The organism is Mesorhizobium sp. B2-4-13 (genome assembly GCF_006658535.1).
GTDB classification, from domain to species: Bacteria; Pseudomonadota; Alphaproteobacteria; order Rhizobiales; family Rhizobiaceae; genus Mesorhizobium; species Mesorhizobium australicum.
In genome coordinates this window covers 109,102-126,809 of the sequence record NZ_VFVB01000002.1, presented here as the reverse complement: position 1 = coordinate 126,809, position 17,708 = coordinate 109,102, and the positions used below count along the sequence as shown (strand labels likewise).

Genomic DNA, 17,708 nt, shown 5'->3' with positions numbered 1-17,708 from the left:
TAAGAAATCAGGCCTTCGTCCAAGCGAGGTGACAAGGGCGGTTGCATCAGAGCCGATCCAGACCGAGAATGCGGCTCACTTCGCGGGCCGGCATCTCACCGACAACCACCAGTTCCAGGGAACAGACGATGAAGATCATTGCTTGCGGCAGCGTGCCGACCGTTATAGCGCCGGAAAAATATTTCACCGGCCGGGTTCTGCAGACGCCAATCATCGAGAAGGAGCCGCCAGCGCGGCTCAGGGCCACGCTGGTCAGTTTCGAGCCCGGCGCGCGCACCCACTGGCACACGCATCCGCTTGGCCAGACGCTTTATGTCACCGCAGGCGCCGGCCTGGTCCAGACATGGGACGGGCCGATCCAGGAAATCAGGGCCGGTGACGTCATCTCCTTCGCGCCTGGCGAGAAGCATTGGCATGGCGCGGCGCCGAAATCGGCAATGACGCACATCGCCATGCAGGAGGCACTCGACGGCGTCCATGCCGACTGGCTGGAAGAGGTGACCGCGGCGCAATATGGCGGCTGATTGCTGTATCCACAAAACCCGGCGGTAACGCCTGACAGCGGTGACGCCGGGTTTGTTTCGGATCGACCAGATCAGGTCAGCGATGCCGTGAAGCGCTGGATGCGCGTGCAGGCTTCCTCGAGCAGCGTCTCCGAGGTGGCGTAGGAGATGCGGAAGTTGGGACCAAGGCCGAAGGCCGAGCCGAACACCACCGCGACGCCCTCGGCCTCGAGCAGTTCCGAGCAGAAGGCCTCGTCGGTGTCGATCACCTTGCCGGCCCTGGTTTTCTTCCCGATCAGCTGGGCGCAGGACGGATAGACATAGAAGGCGCCTTCCGGCGACGGGCAGGTGATGCCGCGCGCCTGGTTGAGCATCGAGACGACGAGGTCCCGCCTGCCTTGAAAGATCGCCTTGTTCTTGGCGATGAAATCCTGCGGGCCATTCAACGCCTCGACCGAAGCCCATTGCGCGATGGTGCAGGCGCCGGAGGTCTGCTGGCCCTGGATCATGTCCATCGCCTTGATCAGCTGGACGGGACCGGCGGCGTAGCCGATGCGCCAGCCAGTCATGGCATAGGCTTTCGAGACGCCGTTCATGGTCAGCGTGCGCTCGTAGAGCTTGGGCTCGACCTCGGCGATGGTCTTGAAGACGAAGTCGCCATAGGTCAGGTGTTCGTACATGTCGTCGGTGAGCGTCCAGACCTGCGGGTGCTTCAGCAGCACGTCGGCGAGCGCCCGCAGTTCGGCCTCGCTATAGGCCGCGCCCGACGGGTTCGACGGCGAGTTCATCAGCAGCCATTTGGTCTTCGGCGTGATTGCCTTTTCCAGCACCGCCGGCGTCAGCTTGAAGCCATTGTCGATCGAGGTGTCGGCAAATACCGACGTGCCGCCGCAGATCGCCACCATTTCGGGATAGCTGACCCAGTAGGGGCGGGGGATGATGACCTCGTCGCCGGGGTTCAGCGTCGCCATGAAGGCGTTGAACAGGATCTGCTTGCCGCCGGTGCCGACGATGGTCTGCTCGGGCTTGTAGTCGAGATTGTTCTCGCGCTTGAATTTTTTCGCGATCGCCTCGCGCAGCGGCACGATGCCCGAAACCGGCGGGTATTTGGTCTCGCCACGGCGAATGGCCTCGATCGCCGCATTCTTGATGTTGTCGGGCGTGTCGAAATCGGGCTCGCCGGCGCCAAGGCCAATGATGTCCCGGCCGGCATTTTTCAGCTCGCGCGCTTTCTGCGTCACCGCGATGGTGGCGGAAGGCTTAACGCGGGAAAGGGTGTCGGCAAGAAAGGCCATGACCTTTTGTCTCTCCAAAGGATCGGCGCGGCCAGGAGCGGCCGCGGCGCTTCTCATGTCGCAACATTCCCGTCAGCGCAAGCCTTGTCGGCTGGGCCAGGTGGGGCAGCGCGGTCAATGAGGCGTGATCGGCAAAAGAAAGTTCATTAACGGGCGGTAGAGGCTTGCATGGCAGGATCGCGGTTCAATTCCGCCAGGTCGCGGAGCGAGGAACCTTTGTCGCGCAGCATCGGACTTGCCCATATCACCCGTCATGATGACGGCACCTCGAGTGGTGTCTGGGGCATTTATACGCTGCAAAGCGCTTTTCAGCCGATCTTTGCCTTCAACGAGGGCAAGCTTTCGGTTGCCGCCTTCGAAGGGCTGATCCGTCCGTTTCGCGACGGCGAGCCGCAATCGCCGATGAGCTTTTTTTCGACCTGTCCGGCGGCCGACCGTCTGCATGTCGAGGCGCTGACCAGGACGCTGCATCTGCTCAATGCCGGCGCCTGCCTGCCGCAAGAGGCGTCGATCTTCATCAATTTCGACCCGTCGGTGTTCACCGAGCGCGCTGTCGCCGACAATGCCTTGCGTGACATGCGGCTGGTGCTGCAGGAAGCCGGCATCGATCCGGGCCGCGTCGTTTGCGAGGTGACGGAGCAGAGATCGGCATCGCAGGAAACCCTGCACGGCTTCGTCGCCGCGCTCAGGGCCAACGGCTTCCGGATTGCCGTCGACGACTATGGCGCCGACGATTCCGACATCACCCGCGTCAAGGAATTGCGCCCCGACATCGTCAAGTTCGATGCGCACTGGATCACGCAACTGATGGAATCGGGCGCCGGTTTCGCGCTGCTGACATCCATGGTGAGGAGCTTCGAGGACCAGGGCATCCGCACGGTGTTCGAAGGCATCGAGGAAGGCTGGCAACTGGAGCTGGCGGAACGATCGGGCGCTTCGATGGTCCAGGGCTATGTGCTGGCCCGCCCAGAACTGGCGCCGACGAGTTTCCGCGCTTTCGGCCAGGGCAGTCCCGAGCCGGTTCCTCCCCTGAGCCATGCGTCCGCTCCCGCCACCGTCGCGCCGCGCGCCGGGAGGCCCGCAAAAGCCTTCGGGCGCAAGGTGGCGCCATGAGCGTCGAGCGGCGGCGCACCGTCGGCGATGCGATCTTCGTCGACGAGATCGGCATCGAATGTGGCATCCATGGCGACTTCCGCCTGCGCAGCGCCTACCAGCCGATCTACGCCCCGCGCGGCGGCAGCTTGCATCCCGTGGCCGTCGAGGGCCTGATCGAACCGCACCGCGCCGGCCGGCCAGTGTCGCCGCGGGTGTTCTTCGACAGCGTCGCGGCTCCGGAGCGGCTGTACGTCGAAACAATGTGCCGGGTGCTGCATCTGAGGAATTTCCACAATATCGGGGTCGACGGGCTCGACCTGTTCTTCAATTACAATCCCCTGGTCAACGACCATGCTGGACGGGCGCTGGCCGAGATCCGGCTGATGAGCCGGCACCTCGACGAACTTGGCCTGGCTCCGGCAATGCTGGTGTGTGAAATCACCGAGCAGGCGGCGGACGATGCGCTGCTGGCCAGGCTGGTGCGTGAAATGCGGCGCGACGGCATCCGCATCGCCATTGACGATTTCGGCACCGGCCACTCGACCGTGGAGCGGGTGAGCCTGCTTCAGCCCGACATCGTCAAGATCGATGGCGGCTGGTTCGCGGAATTCTGCCGCCACGCCGCCGCGGAACGCTTCTTCCGCCCGCTGGTGTCCAGCCTCCACGATCGCGGTGCCAAGGTGCTGGTCGAGGGCATCGAGCAGCCCACCCATCTGCGTGTCGCGCTCGAAGGCGGGGTCGATTTGCTGCAGGGCTTTCTGCTTGGGCGTCCGGCGCTGGCCGGCACCATCTTCAACGAAGAGCCGCTTGCCGTCGATGCGCTGCTGGGCTTCGACAACAAGGTTGTGCCGTTGCATAAGCGGCGCTGATGGTCGCGCCAAAACAAATCATTGGTTGAGGATGGCGCCGCTGCGATAATCCGCTCGCAGAAGCAGCGCTCCGGGGAACCATGATGATACTTTACAGCATGATCGATAGCGGCAATTGCTACAAGCCGCGTTTGCTGATGGCCAAGCTCGGCCTGGCCTTCACCACCGTCGAGGTGAGTTCGCATACCGGCGATACGCGCAAGGCCGATTTCGTCGCCAAGAACCCGAACGCCATGGTGCCACTGCTGGAACTGGACGACGGCCGGCGGCTGGCAGAATCCAACGCCATCCTGCTCTATCTCGCCGAAGGCACGCGCTTGCTGCCCGCGGACAAATATGAGCGCGGGCTCGCTTATCAGTGGCTGTTCTTCGAACAATACAGCCACGAGCCCTATATCGCCGTGCGCAAGGCGCTGCTGACCTTTCCGGAACGCGCAGCGGATGCCACGCCGGAGCGGCTGGCTGTGACGCTGGAGCGCGGCAACAAGGCGCTTGGCGTCATGAACACATATCTCGAAAACAACGCCTTCTTCGCCGGCCGCACATTCAGCATCGCCGACATCGCGCTCTATGCCTATACCCACACGGCGGAGCAGGGCGGGTTCCAGCTCGACGCCTATCCGGCGGTGGTCGCCTGGCTCGGCCGCGTGGAGGCGGACCCGGGGCATGTGCCGATCGAGTGGGTGGGGTAGGCGACGCAGGTGATTGGCGAAAGCGGTGCCGCAGCGTCCTTCTCCCCGGCTCCATACGGGGAGAGATGGCGGCAGCCAGATGAGGGGCGGCGGCCAGCCTTTCGGGGTAAGTTCAAAAAGGGGCAATTCCGAAACGTTGGCGCTGCCCCTCATCGCCCTGCCGGGCACTTCTCCCCGTATAGAGACGGGGCGAAGGACAGCAGCTTCGCCGCCTTCGCCAAACCCAGACAAATAAAAAGGCGGGATAAATCCCGCCTTCCCATTTCGGTAGCCTGATTGGGAGCGTCCGGTCCGGGCTGGCAGCTATCTGCTGTTCCAGCTTGTCGGGTCTTTCCGCTCCGGCGCGCTTCTCGCGCGACCGTCAGTACATCCGTGACTTGCCGGGCGCCCCGAACTCTCGTCCGGCGCGCGCCATTTTCAAAATCAGGCTGCCTTGCTCAGAGAACCAGCGGACGACTTGCCAGTGCGGCGGTCCTGCTCGATCTCGAAGTTGATCTTCTGGCCTTCGACCAGGGTCGACAGTCCAGCGCGCTCGACAGCCGAGATGTGGACGAAAACGTCCGCGCCGCCGCTGTCAGGCTGGATGAAGCCGAAACCCTTGGTGGCGTTGAACCACTTGACCGTTCCAGTTGCCATAAAAATAGTCCTTCACATTTGCTTTGGTATGACCGGACCGAAGTCCAGCCGGTGTGCATCGAGATTTTGGAGATAGACGTCAGCAAACGCGAAGATCGCGAGGCCCGGATCGATCGGCCGAAATATCAATGGGGCTGATATAGGCTGCTTTCGCACAAAAAACAAGACTGCGTGAAAACGTCGTGATCCGGGGCCGCCCAACGACCGCCCCAATCTGGTGAAACCGTGGCGCAAGATCGTGCCGTCCCGGGCGGCGGATCGAGGGGAGAGCGACCATGAAAACCATCCTGCTTGCCGCCTGCCTCACGCTGCTGGCCGCCCAGGCGCAGGCCATCTCGCGCTACGACCCCACACGTCTGAGCTGCGGCAAGGTCCAGTCGACGATCGCGCGCCAAGGTGCGGTTATTCTTCGCTATCAGTCGAAGCGGGTGCCGGGCCTGCCGCTCTATGACCGCTATGTGCAGAGCCAGCAGTTCTGCACCATGGGCGAGGTGCGGACACGCGCCTATGTGCCGAGCGCCGACACCAAGTCCTGCCCGGTGTACAACTGCAAGCGGCGGGACAATGAGCATTTCAGGCATCGATTCATCCGGCGCCATTAGCACCCGGGAGCGGCTTACTGCTCTCAGAAGCCGAAGGACACCTGCGCCGGCGGCGGCGGGCCGACATGCACGCCTTCCATGGCCAGCATCTTTTCCTTGGTGGTCGAGCCGCCGGGCGCCGAGAAGCCGCCGATCTTGCCGCCGGCGGCAAGGATGCGGTGGCACGGGATGACCAGCGGCACCGGATTGGCGCCAAGGGCCGCCCCTGTTTCGCGCGGCAGGTCGGCATGGCCGGCGCGCTTGGCGAGTTCGCCATAGGTGGTGGTTTCGCCATAGCCGAGTTTTCGTGCCGCGTCGTAGATGGCGAGGCGGAAATCGTCGACGCCGTCGAGGTCGACGGGAAAGCCGGTGAAATCGACGTCCTCGCCAGCGGCGTAAGCCTTGATCGAGGCGATCAGTTCGACCACCCATGATGGCTGGGCCGTGGAGGCGGAAATCCCGGCATGGCGCATCAGCCGCCGCTCCACCGCTTCGCGGCTGCGTTCGGGCAGGCAAAGCCGGATCAGGCCCTTTTCGCTCCAGGCGATGCCCATGAAACCGATCACTGTTTCTAACACTGCGTGGCCGGCCGTGATCGAAGATGTCGTTTCCATGCTGCACTCCTTTCCGCAAAGCGGCGAAATCCGGGATTCCTGCCGGTACATATCAGGAACAATATGGCATCGCTGCCTGCATCCCGCCACCCGAAAACCACCAGATGGCCCCGATTGCTACCCAGGAATCGCTGGTGTAAGGAAAATCTTAACACCCGACAAACCGGACACCGAACGCGGCTTGCCAGCAAAACAAACCCTTATCGCCATCGGCATGATCGTGGCGGCTGCCGGCATCAGCGGCTGCACCTCGACCTCGCAGATGAAGGCCGCGCCGTCGCTGACCGAAACCGCGACCGTTGCCGGTAGCGATGCCGGCTTCACCATCCCGTTGCCGGAAACGGTTTCGGTGCTGCCGCAATCCTCCGGAATCAGCCCCGTCCAGACCGCCGAGTCGACTCCAAGCGCGGGTACACCGGCCCTCGATGCCGCCGCGCAGCCGGCCGCGGCGACCGCGGCCTTTGCCGGGGCGACCCCAACCGCGCCTGCCGTGCCCGCCGTGATGGCCGCCAATGCCTGGCAGGCGCCGGCCCCGGCGAAAGCCGGCCGACCGATCCAGTCGGCGGAGACCTATACGACCGCCGGGCTCATCGTGCCGACGGTTGCCAAGGGCGGCCAGAAACTGCCTGGCGTGCAGCAGGTGGCCTATGTCGTGCCGCAGAACCCTGCCGCCCTGGTGCAGTTCCCGTCGGCGCCGGTCGAGCCGGAGCAGCATGCGACCGGCATGCGCGGCGACGTCGACCGGCTGATCGTCAAATACGCCGCCTTCTACCAGGTGCCGGTGGATCTGGTGCGCCATGTCGTCAACCGCGAAAGCACCTACAATCCCAAGGCCTACAACAATGGCCATTGGGGGCTGATGCAGATCAAGCACGCGACGGCGCGCGGCATGGGCTATGATGGGCCGGCCAAGGGCCTGTTCGACGCCGAGACCAACCTCAAATACGCGGTCAAATATCTGCGCGGCGCCTGGCTGGTGTCCAACGGCAACGCCAAGAAGGCCGACTGGCTCTACCAGACCGGCTATTATTTCGACGCCAAGCGCAAGGGCCTGCTCGAGGCGACCGGCCTCGGCGTCGACCGCAAGCGCGGGCGCCTTCAGCCCGACGCCTGAGCGCGATGCCCGAACCGCGCCCGCCGGCTCCGAACGACATCCGGCTGCGCAAGATCCTCGACGAGACACTTGTTCCACCGCATTGGCCGGACGGCTTCGTCATGCGCTCGTTCGAGCGCGGCGACGCGCTGCCCCTGCATGCGTTGCTGGGCGAAGTGTTCGACGACGGCACGGACGGCCCCTTCGACGAATGGTGGCCACGCATATCCGAAGATCCCCAATTCGACCCGGCGCTGTGTTTCCTCATTATCGACGCCAAGGGCAGGCTGGCGGCGGCTGCACTGTGCTGGAGCTCGGCGTTCGTCAAGGATCTGGCCGTTCATCCCGAGGCGCGCGGCAAGGGTGTCGGCGAAGCGCTGATGTGGCACGCCTTCGCCATTTTTCGCGACCGGGGCGCGGCCCATGTCGACCTCAAGACCAATACGCTCGAGAACCCCGCCGCCGTGCGGCTTTACGAGCGGCTGGGCATGAGGCCCGTCGCCTGGGAAGGCTGACTGGCGGCGATCGCTGTTCGGGAACCCAAGGCGCTGCTCCGCATTCAATGAACGGTGGGGTCCTGACCGGCTGCCGGTGCCGTGCGCCGCCGGCTGCCAAGGGAGATCCACCGCGATGAAGCTTTTCCACGCATGGCTGGCGTTGAGCGTCGTTGTCGTGCTCGCGGCGGGTCCGGCGCGCGCGGTCGAGCTGTCGATCGTGTCGGGCGACACCGGCAACGGCCTCAAGGTGCTGCGCGAGATCCTCGACCGCTATGAGAAGGAGAGCGGCGACACGGTCACCATCGTCGCCATGCCGTCGTCGGGGACCGACCAGTTCGGCCAGTACAGGCTGTGGCTCGCCGCCGGCAACAGCGACGTCGACGTCTACCAAACCGATGTCATCTGGGCGCCGCAGCTCGCCAGCCAGTTCGTCGACCTGACCCAAGCGACCAGGGATGTCGTGGCCAGGCATTTCCCGTCGATCATCCAGTCGCAGACCGTCGACGGCAGGCTGGTGGCGCTGCCGATCTTCACCGATGCGCCGGCGCTCTACTACCGCAAGGACCTGCTCGACAAATACGGCGCCAAGGTGCCGGCCACCTGGAAGGAGCTGGGCGACACCGCCAGGCTGGTGATGGACAGGGAACGGGCGTCGGGCAACAGGGATATCTGGGGTTTCGTCTTCCAGGGCAATGCCTATGAGGGGCTGACCTGCGACGCGTTCGAATGGGTGGTGTCGAATGGCGGCGGCCATATCGTCGAGCCGGACGGCGCCATTTCCATCAACAACCCCCAGGCGGCGGCCGCGCTCGATATGGCGAAGGCCTGGATCGGCACCATCGCGCCGCCGGGCGTGCTCGCCTACCAGGAAGAGGAGGCGCGCGGCGTGTGGCAGACCGGCAATGCGGTCTTCATGCGCAACTGGCCCTATGCCTATGCGCTGGGCAACAGCCAGGGGTCGCCGATCAAGGGCAAGTTCGATGTCGCACCGCTGCCGGCGGGCACGGGCGAGGGCGCCCGGCCGGCGGCGACGCTCGGCGGCTGGAACCTCGCGGTCTCGAAATATTCCAAGCACCCGGATGCGGCGATCAAGCTGGTCAAGTTCATCGCCTCGCCGGCAATGCAGAAATACCGCACGCTCAAGACCGCCAACCTGCCGACCATCCAGGCGCTCTATGACGATGCCGACATCGCCCGGCAACAGCCGATCATTCCACACTGGAAGGAGGTCTTCCTCAATGCCGGGCCACGGCCCTCGGCGGTGACCAGGAACAAGTACAACGAGGCGTCGAGCCAGTTCTGGAACGCCGTCCACAAGACCTTGTCCGGCGAGGGCAGCGCCGCCGACAATCTGGCCGACCTCGAAGCGACGCTGACCCGGCTGAAAGGCAAGGGCTGGTGAGCGCGCACCCGGCCGATGCGCGCTCTGGTTCGAGCCTGACGCGCCAGCGTGTGCGCTCGGCATGGCTGTTTCTGGCGCCGATGCTTGTGGTGCTCGCCGCCGCTGCCGGCTGGCCGCTGGCGCGCACGGTCTATTTCAGCTTCACCGATGCCTCGCTGTCAGACCTCGACGCCCGCCAATGGGTCGGCTTGGCCAATTACGTCTCGGTCCTGCGCATGCCGAGCGGGCGGGTCATCTACGACGGGCTGCTTCTCGACCCGGTCTGGTGGGGCGCCGTGTGGAACACCGTGCGGTTCGCGGTGGTTTCGGTGACCTGCGAGACGATCCTCGGCATGGTCGTCGCCCTGGTGCTCAACGCCGAATTCCCCGGCCGCGGCGTCGTCAGGGCGGCGATCCTCATCCCCTGGGCGATCCCGACCATCGTCTCGGCGAAGATGTGGCAGTGGATGCTGAACGACCAGTTCGGCATCATCAATGTCGTGCTCGTCAACCTCGGGCTGATCGACCACAAGATCGCCTGGACCGCCAGCGCGGATACGGCGATGGCGGCGGTGCTGATCGTCGACATCTGGAAGACGACGCCCTTCATGGCGCTGCTGATCCTGGCGGCCTTGCAGATGCTGCCGCGCGAGATCATCGAGGTCGCCAGGCTCGACGGCGCCAATCCCTGGCAGATCTTCTGGCGGGTGACCTTGCCGCTGATCCGCCCGGCGGTGATGGTGGCGGTGATCTTCCGGGCGCTCGATGCGCTGCGCATCTTCGACCTGATCTATGTGCTGACGCCCAACAATGCGCACACCAAGTCGATGTCGGTGTTCGCCCGCGAGAACCTGTTCGAGTTCGACAAGTTCGCCTATGGCTCGGCCGCCTCGACCTTGCTCTTCCTCATTCTCGCTCTGCTCACCATGCTCACCATCCGCATCGGCCGGCTAAGCCTGGACGGAGGCCGCTGAGATGTGGCTGCTGAAGCGCATAGGTTTTTATCTGCTGGTCGGAGCAATCGTGCTGATCGCGGTGTTCCCGTTCTATTACGCCATCGTCACCAGCCTCAAATCGGGGACCGAGCTGTTCCAGGCCGACCTGTGGCCGAAGGCGCCCAGCCTCGGCAATTACCGCAACGTGCTGGCCGAAGGCGCCTTCCTGCGCAACCTGCTGAACTCGCTCGTGGTTTCGGGTGCGGTGGTGGCGCTGTCGCTGTTCCTCGGCGTCACCGCGGCCTACGCGCTGGCGCGTATCCGTTTTCGCGGCCGCTCGGCATTGCTGTTCGCCATCCTGTCGGTCTCGATGTTCCCGCAGGTGGCGGTGCTGGCCGGGCTGTTCGAGCTGGTGCGGCTGTTCGGCCTCTACAATTCCCTCCTCGCGCTGATCTTCTCCTACATGATCTTCACGCTGCCGTTCACCGTCTGGGTGCTCACCGCTTTCGTGCGCGACCTGCCGGTCGAGGTCGAGGAGGCGGCGATCCTCGATGGTGCGACGCCGTGGATCATCATCACGCGCATCTTCCTGCCGCTGATGTGGCCGGCGCTGGCGACCACCGGGCTGCTGGCTTTCATCGGCGCGTGGAACGAGTTCCTGTTTGCGCTGACCTTCACCTCCAACGACGCGCGGCGGACCGTGCCGGTGGCGATCGCGCTGCTTTCGGGCAATTCGCAGTTCGAAATCCCGTGGGGCAACATCATGGCCGCCTCGGTGATCGTCACGGTGCCGCTGGTGGTGCTGGTGCTGGTCTTCCAGCGCAAGATCGTCTCCGGCCTCACCGCCGGCGGGGTCAAGGGGTGAGGAGTGGTCGGCGAAGCCGATCAATCGACAACGATTTGTCGATTGAAGCGACGAACGCCCGAAGCCATAGCGGAGGGCAGGGCATCCTCAGATATCGGGCGCGTTGCCGATTTTCTGCTTGATCTCCAGCGCCCAGGCGCGGCCCTCGTCGCCACCCCATAAGAGCCAGGCGATGGCGCCGGCCGAAGGGTTTTCCTCATTGCCGTAATTCTTGCCGCGCTTGTCGACCTCGTGGCGGGCGAAGTAGCTGACCATGCGGCGGATGGTGGAAGGCGCCAGCTTCTCGCGGTTCTTCAGCTCCGTCGCCCGCGCGACGCCGATCTCGGTGCCGCCACGGCCGAACTGCTTGCGCAGCCGCAGGCCCTTGGCGGCATTGTCGGCCACCACTTGCGGGCAGCGCAGGTCGATCTCGTCGGCTTCGTGCATTCTTCTCTCCACTCGCAGCTGTAGCCGATAACGGGGATGTGGCAAGGCCGGGCCTGTCCCGATGCGAAATGTCGGGACCGGTTCCGGCCAAACGTCCTTGGGTCGCAGAGCAATCGCGCCGGGACGCCGGCGCGCGGAACCAAGGAGCCGATCATGATCACCTTTCCCAACGAATCCGCCAGATACCGCACCGCGCGCGAAAAGCTGCTGAAGAAGGAAATCGAGCTGCGCCGCGCCATGGAAGCCGTGGCCGAGGCGCGCCGCGCACTGCCGCCGGGCGGGCTGGTGCCGCAGGATTATGTATTCGACGGGCTCGATGCCGCCGGCAAGCCCGCCAGGATAAACCTGTCCGAGCTGTTCGCGTCCGGCAAGAACACGCTGATCCTCTACAACATGATGTTCCCGCGCCATCCGCGGGAGACGCGCGACGTCGCGACAAGCGGCGGTACGGCGAAGCTCGCCCGGCCCGACCAGCCATGCCCGTCCTGCACCGCCCTGCTCGACCAGTTCGACGGCGCGGTCGGCCATCTCGAAGCGGCCGGCTTTAACTTCGCAGTGGTGGCCACGACGGCGCTGGAAAACCTCGTCACGCTCGGCCGCGATCGCGGCTGGCGCAACATGCGGCTGGTGTCGTCGGCCAACAACACCTTCAAGCGCGACTACAATGCCGAGGATGCGGACGGCGCGCAGGTCCCGCTGCTGTCGGTGTTCCACCGCGACGGTGACGGCGTCAGGCATTTCTGGTCGTCGGAACTCGGCTTCGCGCCGACCGAGCCCGGCCAGGATCCGCGCGCCATCGGCACCTGCGAAATCCTGTGGAACCTGATGGATTTCACGCCGGAGGGCCGTCCGAATTTCGGCGAGCAGCTGCAATATGGCGAGGCGTGCTGCCACTGAGGACGCTCGGTCCGCACGCTTCAGTTCGGAGTGGCTCTGCAGCACATGGTCGCCGTCGGCCTGTTCGATGAGGTAGGCGGGCTCGTCGGGCGATGCCTTGCGTTTGACCCGTGTCCTTGATCCGCGCATCACGTGGCTGCTGGAACTCTCACTCAAGTCGGCCGGAACATCGGAAGATCCGCTGCATTGATAGGAGACGGTTTGCGACCCGCTTCACGGATTAGACGTGCGCCCCGCGATCAAAGACGTATGGGACTTGGTGCGAGAAAGCGTGGTTGGCTTTGTCAACGACAATGCCCTTAGCCATGGCGCGGCAATGGCGTTTTATGCCGCCACGTCGCTGGCCCCGGTTCTGATAATCGTCGTCGCGATAGCCGGCATCGCTTTTGGTCATGACGCGGCACAGTTGGCCTTGTCTGCTCAGATATCGGGGCTGATGGGCCGGGAAAGCGCGGCGCTGCTTCAGACGGCGCTCGAAGGGGCATCCAGCAAATCATCGGGGACCCTGGCGGCCCTCATCGGCGTGGCCACTCTGCTCGTCACCGCCTCCGCGGTGTTCGGCGAAATGCAGCAGGCCCTGAATGCAATATGGAAGGTTGAAGCGAGAGGGGATTCGCTGTCGCGTCTCTTGCGCGCGCGTGCGGCAAGTCTGGGCCTGGTCGCCGCCCTCGGCTTCATGTTGCTGGTATCCTTGGCGGCGAGCGCGGCGATCTCGGCTCTGGGCAGCGTGATCAGCGCTTATCTGCCGTTCGGCCAATTTGTTCTGAGCGCCATCAACACCCTGATTTCCTTTTCCCTGATCTCCGTGATGTTTGCCGCGATCTACAAAGTGCTGCCGGACCGTGCCTTGCAATGGCGGGATGTCGGGATCGGTGCCGTGGTGACCGCCGCTCTGTTCACGTTGGGAAAGTCGCTTATCGGTTGGTATATCGGCACGAGTGCGATCGCGTCGTCCTATGGTGCGGCCGGAGGGCTGCTCGTCATACTGCTCTGGGTCTATTATTCATCGGAAATCTTTCTGCTCGGTGCGGAGTTGACGCGAGCCTATTCCGTTCGACGGGGGAGCAGGTCCGACCTGGACGGGTTGGTTCAAAATGCTCCGGCTGCGGAAAGCCTTGTTCCAATGCACCGAAGCCCCGGCTCTTCGGGCTTCGTCCCCTTGTTGGCGGTGGCCTGCGTGAGCGCGACGATGACGGCCTTTCTGCTGGGGCCTCGCCGCCCTTAGGGAGAGATCCTGCCGCGGTCGCAAGGCTGCTTTCCCTTCTACGGCGCGACGAGAAGGATGCGGCTGGCAACCTCGCCGCATCTGCGGCGTTGGACTCCTCGAGGGAACCATTCCGATCGGAGACGCCAGATGAAAATGCTCCTGACCATGGTCGCCGTCGCGCTGACCGCCGTCGCGCCCGCCGCCCTTGCCCAGACGAACGGCACCAATTCGAACGCGGTCGCGCCCATGTTGCCCGACAGCAAGGTCGACACCCCGACCTTTGTCGGCACAGTGCCCAGTGCCAATGAATTCGAGATCCAGTCGAGCCAGCTCGCCGAACAGAAATCCGCCTCGGCCGACGTCAAGGCCTTCGCCGGCCAGATGATCAAGGACCACACCAAGGCCGGCGAGGACTTCAAGCAGGCGCTGAGCAAGGGGCAGACCACCGCCTCGATCAAGCCCGCCGGACCCGCGCTGCAACCCAAGGACCAGCAGATGCTGGACCAGCTCAAAGCCGCCAGCGGCAAGGCGTTCGATGAGAAATACATCATGATGCAGACCGAGGCCCACAAGCAGGCGGTGGCCCTGTTCAGCACCTATGCGAAATCGGGCGACGACCCCGCGCTGAAGGAATTCGCCAAGAAGACGCTGCCGGTGCTGAAGATGCATGAAAAGCATGTGAAGGAGCTCGGCGCGGCGCACTAGGGGCTGGGCTGGATCAAGCTGGCGCCCTACGGCGCCCCCCCTCTGTCCTGCCGGACATCTCCCCCACGAGGGGGGAGATTGGCTGTCATCGCTGCCTTCGCCAATTTTCAACATTGCCAGGAAGAGAGCCGGCGCCAAAGCTGCCAATCTCCCCCCAAGAGGGGGAGATGTCCGGCAGGACAGAGGGGGGCGCCGTAGGGCGCTACGTCGGATACGCCCAGGCAAAACGCGCAACTTGGCCCTGTGCCTCCACCGGCCATGCGCTACACTGCCCGCCATCACCCTCGGGAGCACCGTATGCCCAAGATCGACCTCGCATCCGTGCCCGTGCGCAAGGGCTCGGGCTACCCCGCACCCTTCGACGCCCCTTGCGCCGACCGTACGCGCCGGCGCCTCGGCGATGCCGGCGGGCTTACCGATTTCGGGGTCAACCTGATGACATTGCCACCCGGCGGCTGGTCGAGCCAGCGTCACTGGCACAGCCACGAGGACGAGCTCGTCTATGTGCTGGAAGGCGAACTGGTGCTGGTCGAGGATGGCGGCGAGACGCTGCTCAAGGCCGGCGACAGTGCTGCCTTCGCCAAGAACAGCGGCAACGGCCATCACATGATCAACCGCTCGCCGGTTACCGCGCGCTACCTGGAAGTCGGCTCGCGCAATCCAGACGATGTCATCACCTGCTCCGACATCGACATGATGAGCCCGAGTTCGGACGGGCGCTTCCTGCACAAGGACGGCACGCCTTATCCGGGGCAGGGGTGAGGGCTGGACCATGCGGCGGCGCTGGCGTTCCGCCCGTGCCGGGATAAGCTGCCAATAACCGCGGGAGTCGGCGCCAGCCCCCTCATCCGGCCGCTTCGCGTCCACCTTCTCCCCGCTGGGGAGAAGAGCTTGGCGCTGGCGCTCGTAATCTCCTCTCCCCTCTGGGGAGAGGTCAGCCGAGCGAAGCGGAGGCTGGGTGAGGGGTTTGGCGCCAGCCCTGCCCAACCCAGGGAGCACCACCATGAAAAAAGAAGTCATCGAAGTGCCCGTCATGTCGGACAAGGTGCGGGCGCTCGGCCTGCCCTGCTCGACGGCGGTGCGGGCCAACGGCTTCGTGTTCATCTCGGCAACGCCGCCGGTGGACATGGTGACCGGCGAGATGGTGCGCGGCGACATCGAGGTCCAGACCGAGGCCTCGCTGAAGGCGCTGAAACATTGCCTTGAAGCGGCCGGCACCTCGCTGGAAAACGTCGTGATGGTGCGCATCTACGCCGTCAATTCCGGCTTCTACAACGCGATAAACAGGGTGTATGCCCGGTATTTCAGCGTGAACCCACCGGCGCGCAGTTTCGTGCCGGTGGCGTCGTGGCCGATGGAGTTTGATATCGAGATAGAGTGCGTGGCGGTGGGGTGAGATTGCTATTGCTTCTCGAGTTACGCTGATCAACGCTGAACGGTGGGAGATCAATGTAGACAATGTGCGTGCCCTTGACCGGGACGTCAACAAGGCCGTCCTAAAATTAAACGGTGATAGATAGAAGCTAGTTGAAGAAGGCAGTCATACTAGAAAGGCGATCCACTAAATCAGGCGGCACGTCACTTTGACCCATTTCATCAACAATCTGATTTATAGTTAGTGAGACACCGTAATCGCGCTGAAGTCCAGCAGATAAAACAGCAATAAACTCCTTGCCCGGTATGATCGAGAAACGCTTATCGATGTCCGCCCAATAAGCTTCGAATCGCTCACTTGCCCGTTCCAAGTGTGTTGAATCCGTTGTACGTCGATCGACCTCTCGGTGATGAGCGAGGTAATGCGCTAGATGCTGCGCTTGACAAGCTGTACGATAGGTATCCGAAAGTTTGACAATGCGCTCACTAACCTCATCGGAAGTGATGTCGTTTCCTCTCGATCTTACACGCTTCTTGATTGCTTCGCTTAATGGATCATAAACTAGGGCGTAGTTTTCGATCTCCTTCCGGCCTAACACATCAATCCATAGTGAGCTGTTTTCTAAATTCGTTTTGAATAATTGTATTTCTTCGTCGCACCGATAATCTCTGTCGAATAAGGCTGCAATCTTCACATTAATATCAAATATGTTATGGAGCGCCCAGTCGACTTCTTTCACGCGCGTCCATTGAGAGAACCCCCCTGCTTGTAGGTATACCGTCTTTGGGTTTTGAAACATTTCTCCCAGCTTAGCCTTAATCGCAAATTTTCGGATTAAGTTTCTTTCTTTGCCCTCAAAAAATATGATTCTTTCAGCTCTCGCCAGTCTGGCAAATTCGGCATTCTCAGACGAGCCCAGGTACGAATAGACCTTCTTGTATCCTTCCTCTGTAGTGATTCTAATAGCTGTTCTATTGTTGTAAACAATTGATACTATATCTCCCGGCTCCGATTCATTCATGATCTCCGTTGAATGCGTCGCAATAAAAATCTGGCCGAATTTCTCCTTGGCCATTCTCAATACTCGCTTCTGAAGTTCTGGATGTAAATATATATCGGGTTCGTCAAGAACTAGTATTGAATCACCATTGCCTCGCAAAAATTGAGCCATCATCTGCATCCATACCTGAAAGCCAAATCCAGACCAATACAGCTCTCTTGGTATCCTTTTCTCTCGGTACATCATTGTGACATATGCAGGATCTCCACGCACTATCTCGGGGTATTCCAGTTCGATGTCCTCCCATCCCTCTTTGCAAAGCTGGACAAACTTGTCGAATTCTCCGCGAGGCTTTTGGTAGAGAATATTTCGGAAATTGCGGCTGGCCAACCTTGTGTTCTCATTTCTAGTCGCGGTTTCTGGTCGGACAAGTGGCTCCCGATCTTCCAGTGCCGACAACGTGGGAACTATCACTAGGTCAATGGGGAAAAGTCGCTTAAAATCCACTGTAGTGCGCGGGATAGCTCGGTCGGCTTCGACGAACGCTGTGACAAGCTGGTCAGGATGAAGCTCTACATGTAGCGTCGAATCGTTCGTCAATTTCACTGAAATTCTGGCGGGCTCATCTCCGTAATCTCGGACAACGTTATCGATCGGTATGCCAATCAAACTTTGAGACATTTCATAGGTGGCGCATACTCCGAAACTTCCATGATCTTTCAGCACAGACTTGGTCCTGCTAGCGTATCTATGAACATCGCGAAAAATGCGGAGAGCGTCCAATGTGGAAGATTTGCCAGCGTTATTCGGACCAACGAGGATATTCGTGTCACGGCAGCTTATTGAGAAACGGCTAAATTTTTTAAAATTCTCGAAATTTATTGCTTGAATTGTCGCCATTGCCGCTTCCCACCATTACCCTGCTACGATGTTGGCTTAATGGCTTAAATTAGCCAAGCAATATCTATTTTGTTGCCTGTGGTAAGAGCGACTTGAATCTAGCGTTAGAACTACGCTCTCACGATGATCAGGATTGCAAGAG

20 protein-coding genes are annotated in these 17,708 nt (G+C 62.3%); 15 read left to right on the top strand and 5 right to left on the bottom strand.

The window, feature by feature from the left end; genetic code table 11:
• Window positions 1-128 precede the first annotated feature (128 nt).
• On the top strand, window positions 129-524 hold the full coding sequence (locus FJ936_RS04715; RefSeq protein WP_140617749.1) for a cupin domain-containing protein: 396 nt from the start codon (window positions 129-131) through the stop codon (window positions 522-524).
• 71 nt (window positions 525-595) lie between these two features.
• Here the strand turns inward: FJ936_RS04715 and FJ936_RS04710 are convergent, their stop codons facing one another.
• Window positions 596-1,798, bottom strand: coding sequence for a pyridoxal phosphate-dependent aminotransferase (locus FJ936_RS04710; protein WP_140664964.1), 1,203 nt, complete (start codon window positions 1,796-1,798; stop codon window positions 596-598).
• A gap of 216 nt (window positions 1,799-2,014) precedes the next feature.
• Here FJ936_RS04710 and FJ936_RS04705 point away from each other — a divergent pair, with 216 nt between their 5' ends.
• The 3 genes from FJ936_RS04705 to FJ936_RS04695 all read left to right on the top strand — a co-directional run bounded on the left by FJ936_RS04705 (window position 2,015) and on the right by FJ936_RS04695 (window position 4,454).
• On the top strand, window positions 2,015-2,911 hold the full coding sequence (locus tag FJ936_RS04705; protein ID WP_140721817.1) for an EAL domain-containing protein: 897 nt from the start codon (window positions 2,015-2,017) through the stop codon (window positions 2,909-2,911).
• On the top strand, window positions 2,908-3,762 hold the full coding sequence (locus FJ936_RS04700; protein WP_015316172.1) for an EAL domain-containing protein: 855 nt from the start codon (window positions 2,908-2,910) through the stop codon (window positions 3,760-3,762). Before FJ936_RS04705 ends, FJ936_RS04700 begins: the two co-directional genes overlap by 4 nt.
• Window positions 3,763-3,845: 83 nt before the next feature.
• Entirely contained in the window at window positions 3,846-4,454 is a 609-nt protein-coding gene (locus FJ936_RS04695; protein WP_015316173.1) for a glutathione S-transferase family protein, read from the top strand.
• Window positions 4,455-4,877: 423 nt separating this feature from the next.
• Here FJ936_RS04695 and FJ936_RS04690 read toward each other — a convergent pair whose 3' ends face one another.
• A complete protein-coding gene (locus FJ936_RS04690) occupies window positions 4,878-5,090 on the bottom strand; it encodes a cold-shock protein (RefSeq protein ID WP_015316174.1) in 213 nt (70 codons plus the stop codon).
• A 275-nt stretch (window positions 5,091-5,365) separates the two neighbouring features.
• Between FJ936_RS04690 and FJ936_RS04685 the strand changes: the two genes are divergently transcribed.
• Window positions 5,366-5,692, top strand: coding sequence for a hypothetical protein (locus FJ936_RS04685; protein WP_140664970.1), 327 nt, complete (start codon window positions 5,366-5,368; stop codon window positions 5,690-5,692).
• Window positions 5,693-5,715: 23 nt separating this feature from the next.
• Here the strand turns inward: FJ936_RS04685 and FJ936_RS04680 are convergent, their stop codons facing one another.
• A complete protein-coding gene (locus FJ936_RS04680) occupies window positions 5,716-6,285 on the bottom strand; it encodes a methylated-DNA--[protein]-cysteine S-methyltransferase (RefSeq protein WP_140789605.1) in 570 nt (189 codons plus the stop codon).
• Between the two features lie 181 nt (window positions 6,286-6,466).
• Between FJ936_RS04680 and FJ936_RS04675 the strand changes: the two genes are divergently transcribed.
• The 5 genes from FJ936_RS04675 to FJ936_RS04655 all read left to right on the top strand — a co-directional run bounded on the left by FJ936_RS04675 (window position 6,467) and on the right by FJ936_RS04655 (window position 11,056).
• Window positions 6,467-7,399 carry a lytic transglycosylase domain-containing protein gene (locus FJ936_RS04675; protein ID WP_140789603.1) on the top strand — a complete coding sequence of 311 codons (933 nt, stop codon included), beginning with the start codon at window positions 6,467-6,469 and terminating at the stop codon, window positions 7,397-7,399.
• A 5-nt stretch (window positions 7,400-7,404) separates the two neighbouring features.
• Window positions 7,405-7,893, top strand: coding sequence for a GNAT family N-acetyltransferase (locus FJ936_RS04670; RefSeq protein ID WP_015316178.1), 489 nt, complete (start codon window positions 7,405-7,407; stop codon window positions 7,891-7,893).
• Window positions 7,894-8,008: 115 nt separating this feature from the next.
• Window positions 8,009-9,277 (top strand): ABC transporter substrate-binding protein, encoded by a 1,269-nt coding sequence (locus tag FJ936_RS04665; RefSeq protein ID WP_140721828.1) that lies wholly within the window; start codon window positions 8,009-8,011, stop codon window positions 9,275-9,277.
• An 80-nt stretch (window positions 9,278-9,357) separates the two neighbouring features.
• Window positions 9,358-10,230 (top strand): sugar ABC transporter permease, encoded by an 873-nt coding sequence (locus tag FJ936_RS04660; protein WP_246680423.1) that lies wholly within the window; start codon window positions 9,358-9,360, stop codon window positions 10,228-10,230.
• A gap of 1 nt (window position 10,231) precedes the next feature.
• A complete protein-coding gene (locus FJ936_RS04655) occupies window positions 10,232-11,056 on the top strand; it encodes a carbohydrate ABC transporter permease (protein WP_141906187.1) in 825 nt (274 codons plus the stop codon).
• 87 nt (window positions 11,057-11,143) lie between these two features.
• On the opposite strand, the gene FJ936_RS04650 is transcribed toward FJ936_RS04655, so the two are convergent.
• Entirely contained in the window at window positions 11,144-11,482 is a 339-nt protein-coding gene (locus FJ936_RS04650; RefSeq protein WP_141906343.1) for a hypothetical protein, read from the bottom strand.
• 153 nt (window positions 11,483-11,635) lie between these two features.
• Between FJ936_RS04650 and FJ936_RS04645 the strand changes: the two genes are divergently transcribed.
• From FJ936_RS04645 to FJ936_RS04620, 5 genes are all read left to right on the top strand, one after another.
• Window positions 11,636-12,379 (top strand): DUF899 family protein, encoded by a 744-nt coding sequence (locus tag FJ936_RS04645; protein WP_141906186.1) that lies wholly within the window; start codon window positions 11,636-11,638, stop codon window positions 12,377-12,379.
• Window positions 12,380-12,605: 226 nt separating this feature from the next.
• Window positions 12,606-13,604 carry a YihY/virulence factor BrkB family protein gene (locus FJ936_RS04640; RefSeq protein WP_141906185.1) on the top strand — a complete coding sequence of 333 codons (999 nt, stop codon included), beginning with the start codon at window positions 12,606-12,608 and terminating at the stop codon, window positions 13,602-13,604.
• Between the two features lie 129 nt (window positions 13,605-13,733).
• The gene (locus FJ936_RS04635; protein ID WP_141906184.1) at window positions 13,734-14,291 is read left to right on the top strand and encodes a DUF4142 domain-containing protein; all 558 of its coding nucleotides are present in this window, start codon (window positions 13,734-13,736) and stop codon (window positions 14,289-14,291) included.
• A 297-nt stretch (window positions 14,292-14,588) separates the two neighbouring features.
• Window positions 14,589-15,053 (top strand): cupin domain-containing protein, encoded by a 465-nt coding sequence (locus FJ936_RS04625; protein WP_141906183.1) that lies wholly within the window; start codon window positions 14,589-14,591, stop codon window positions 15,051-15,053.
• Window positions 15,054-15,294: 241 nt separating this feature from the next.
• Complete coding sequence (locus FJ936_RS04620; RefSeq protein WP_140721848.1) at window positions 15,295-15,687, top strand: RidA family protein; 393 nt, start codon at window positions 15,295-15,297, stop codon at window positions 15,685-15,687.
• Window positions 15,688-15,814: 127 nt separating this feature from the next.
• On the opposite strand, the gene FJ936_RS04615 is transcribed toward FJ936_RS04620, so the two are convergent.
• Window positions 15,815-17,566 (bottom strand): ATP-binding protein, encoded by a 1,752-nt coding sequence (locus FJ936_RS04615; RefSeq protein ID WP_141906182.1) that lies wholly within the window; start codon window positions 17,564-17,566, stop codon window positions 15,815-15,817.
• Window positions 17,567-17,708 lie beyond the last annotated feature (142 nt).

Bases quoted from the DNA above. Each gene is read 5' to 3' on its own strand.
- FJ936_RS04625 (WP_141906183.1), top strand. From the start codon at position 14,589: ATGCCCAAGATCGACCTCGCATCCGTGCCCGTGCGCAAGGGCTCGGGC.
- FJ936_RS04690 (WP_015316174.1), bottom strand. From the start codon at position 5,090: ATGGCAACTGGAACGGTCAAGTGGTTCAACGCCACCAAGGGTTTCGGC.
- FJ936_RS04615 (WP_141906182.1), bottom strand. From the start codon at position 17,566: ATGGCGACAATTCAAGCAATAAATTTCGAGAATTTTAAAAAATTTAGC.
- FJ936_RS04620 (WP_140721848.1), top strand. From the start codon at position 15,295: ATGAAAAAAGAAGTCATCGAAGTGCCCGTCATGTCGGACAAGGTGCGG.
- FJ936_RS04685 (WP_140664970.1), top strand. From the start codon at position 5,366: ATGAAAACCATCCTGCTTGCCGCCTGCCTCACGCTGCTGGCCGCCCAG.
- FJ936_RS04680 (WP_140789605.1), bottom strand. From the start codon at position 6,285: ATGGAAACGACATCTTCGATCACGGCCGGCCACGCAGTGTTAGAAACA.
- FJ936_RS04660 (WP_246680423.1), top strand. From the start codon at position 9,358: ATGCTTGTGGTGCTCGCCGCCGCTGCCGGCTGGCCGCTGGCGCGCACG.
- FJ936_RS04670 (WP_015316178.1), top strand. From the start codon at position 7,405: ATGCCCGAACCGCGCCCGCCGGCTCCGAACGACATCCGGCTGCGCAAG.
- FJ936_RS04650 (WP_141906343.1), bottom strand. From the start codon at position 11,482: ATGCACGAAGCCGACGAGATCGACCTGCGCTGCCCGCAAGTGGTGGCC.
- FJ936_RS04695 (WP_015316173.1), top strand. From the start codon at position 3,846: ATGATACTTTACAGCATGATCGATAGCGGCAATTGCTACAAGCCGCGT.
- FJ936_RS04710 (WP_140664964.1), bottom strand. From the start codon at position 1,798: ATGGCCTTTCTTGCCGACACCCTTTCCCGCGTTAAGCCTTCCGCCACC.
- FJ936_RS04655 (WP_141906187.1), top strand. From the start codon at position 10,232: ATGTGGCTGCTGAAGCGCATAGGTTTTTATCTGCTGGTCGGAGCAATC.
- FJ936_RS04665 (WP_140721828.1), top strand. From the start codon at position 8,009: ATGAAGCTTTTCCACGCATGGCTGGCGTTGAGCGTCGTTGTCGTGCTC.
- FJ936_RS04700 (WP_015316172.1), top strand. From the start codon at position 2,908: ATGAGCGTCGAGCGGCGGCGCACCGTCGGCGATGCGATCTTCGTCGAC.
- FJ936_RS04645 (WP_141906186.1), top strand. From the start codon at position 11,636: ATGATCACCTTTCCCAACGAATCCGCCAGATACCGCACCGCGCGCGAA.
- FJ936_RS04715 (WP_140617749.1), top strand. From the start codon at position 129: ATGAAGATCATTGCTTGCGGCAGCGTGCCGACCGTTATAGCGCCGGAA.
- FJ936_RS04635 (WP_141906184.1), top strand. From the start codon at position 13,734: ATGAAAATGCTCCTGACCATGGTCGCCGTCGCGCTGACCGCCGTCGCG.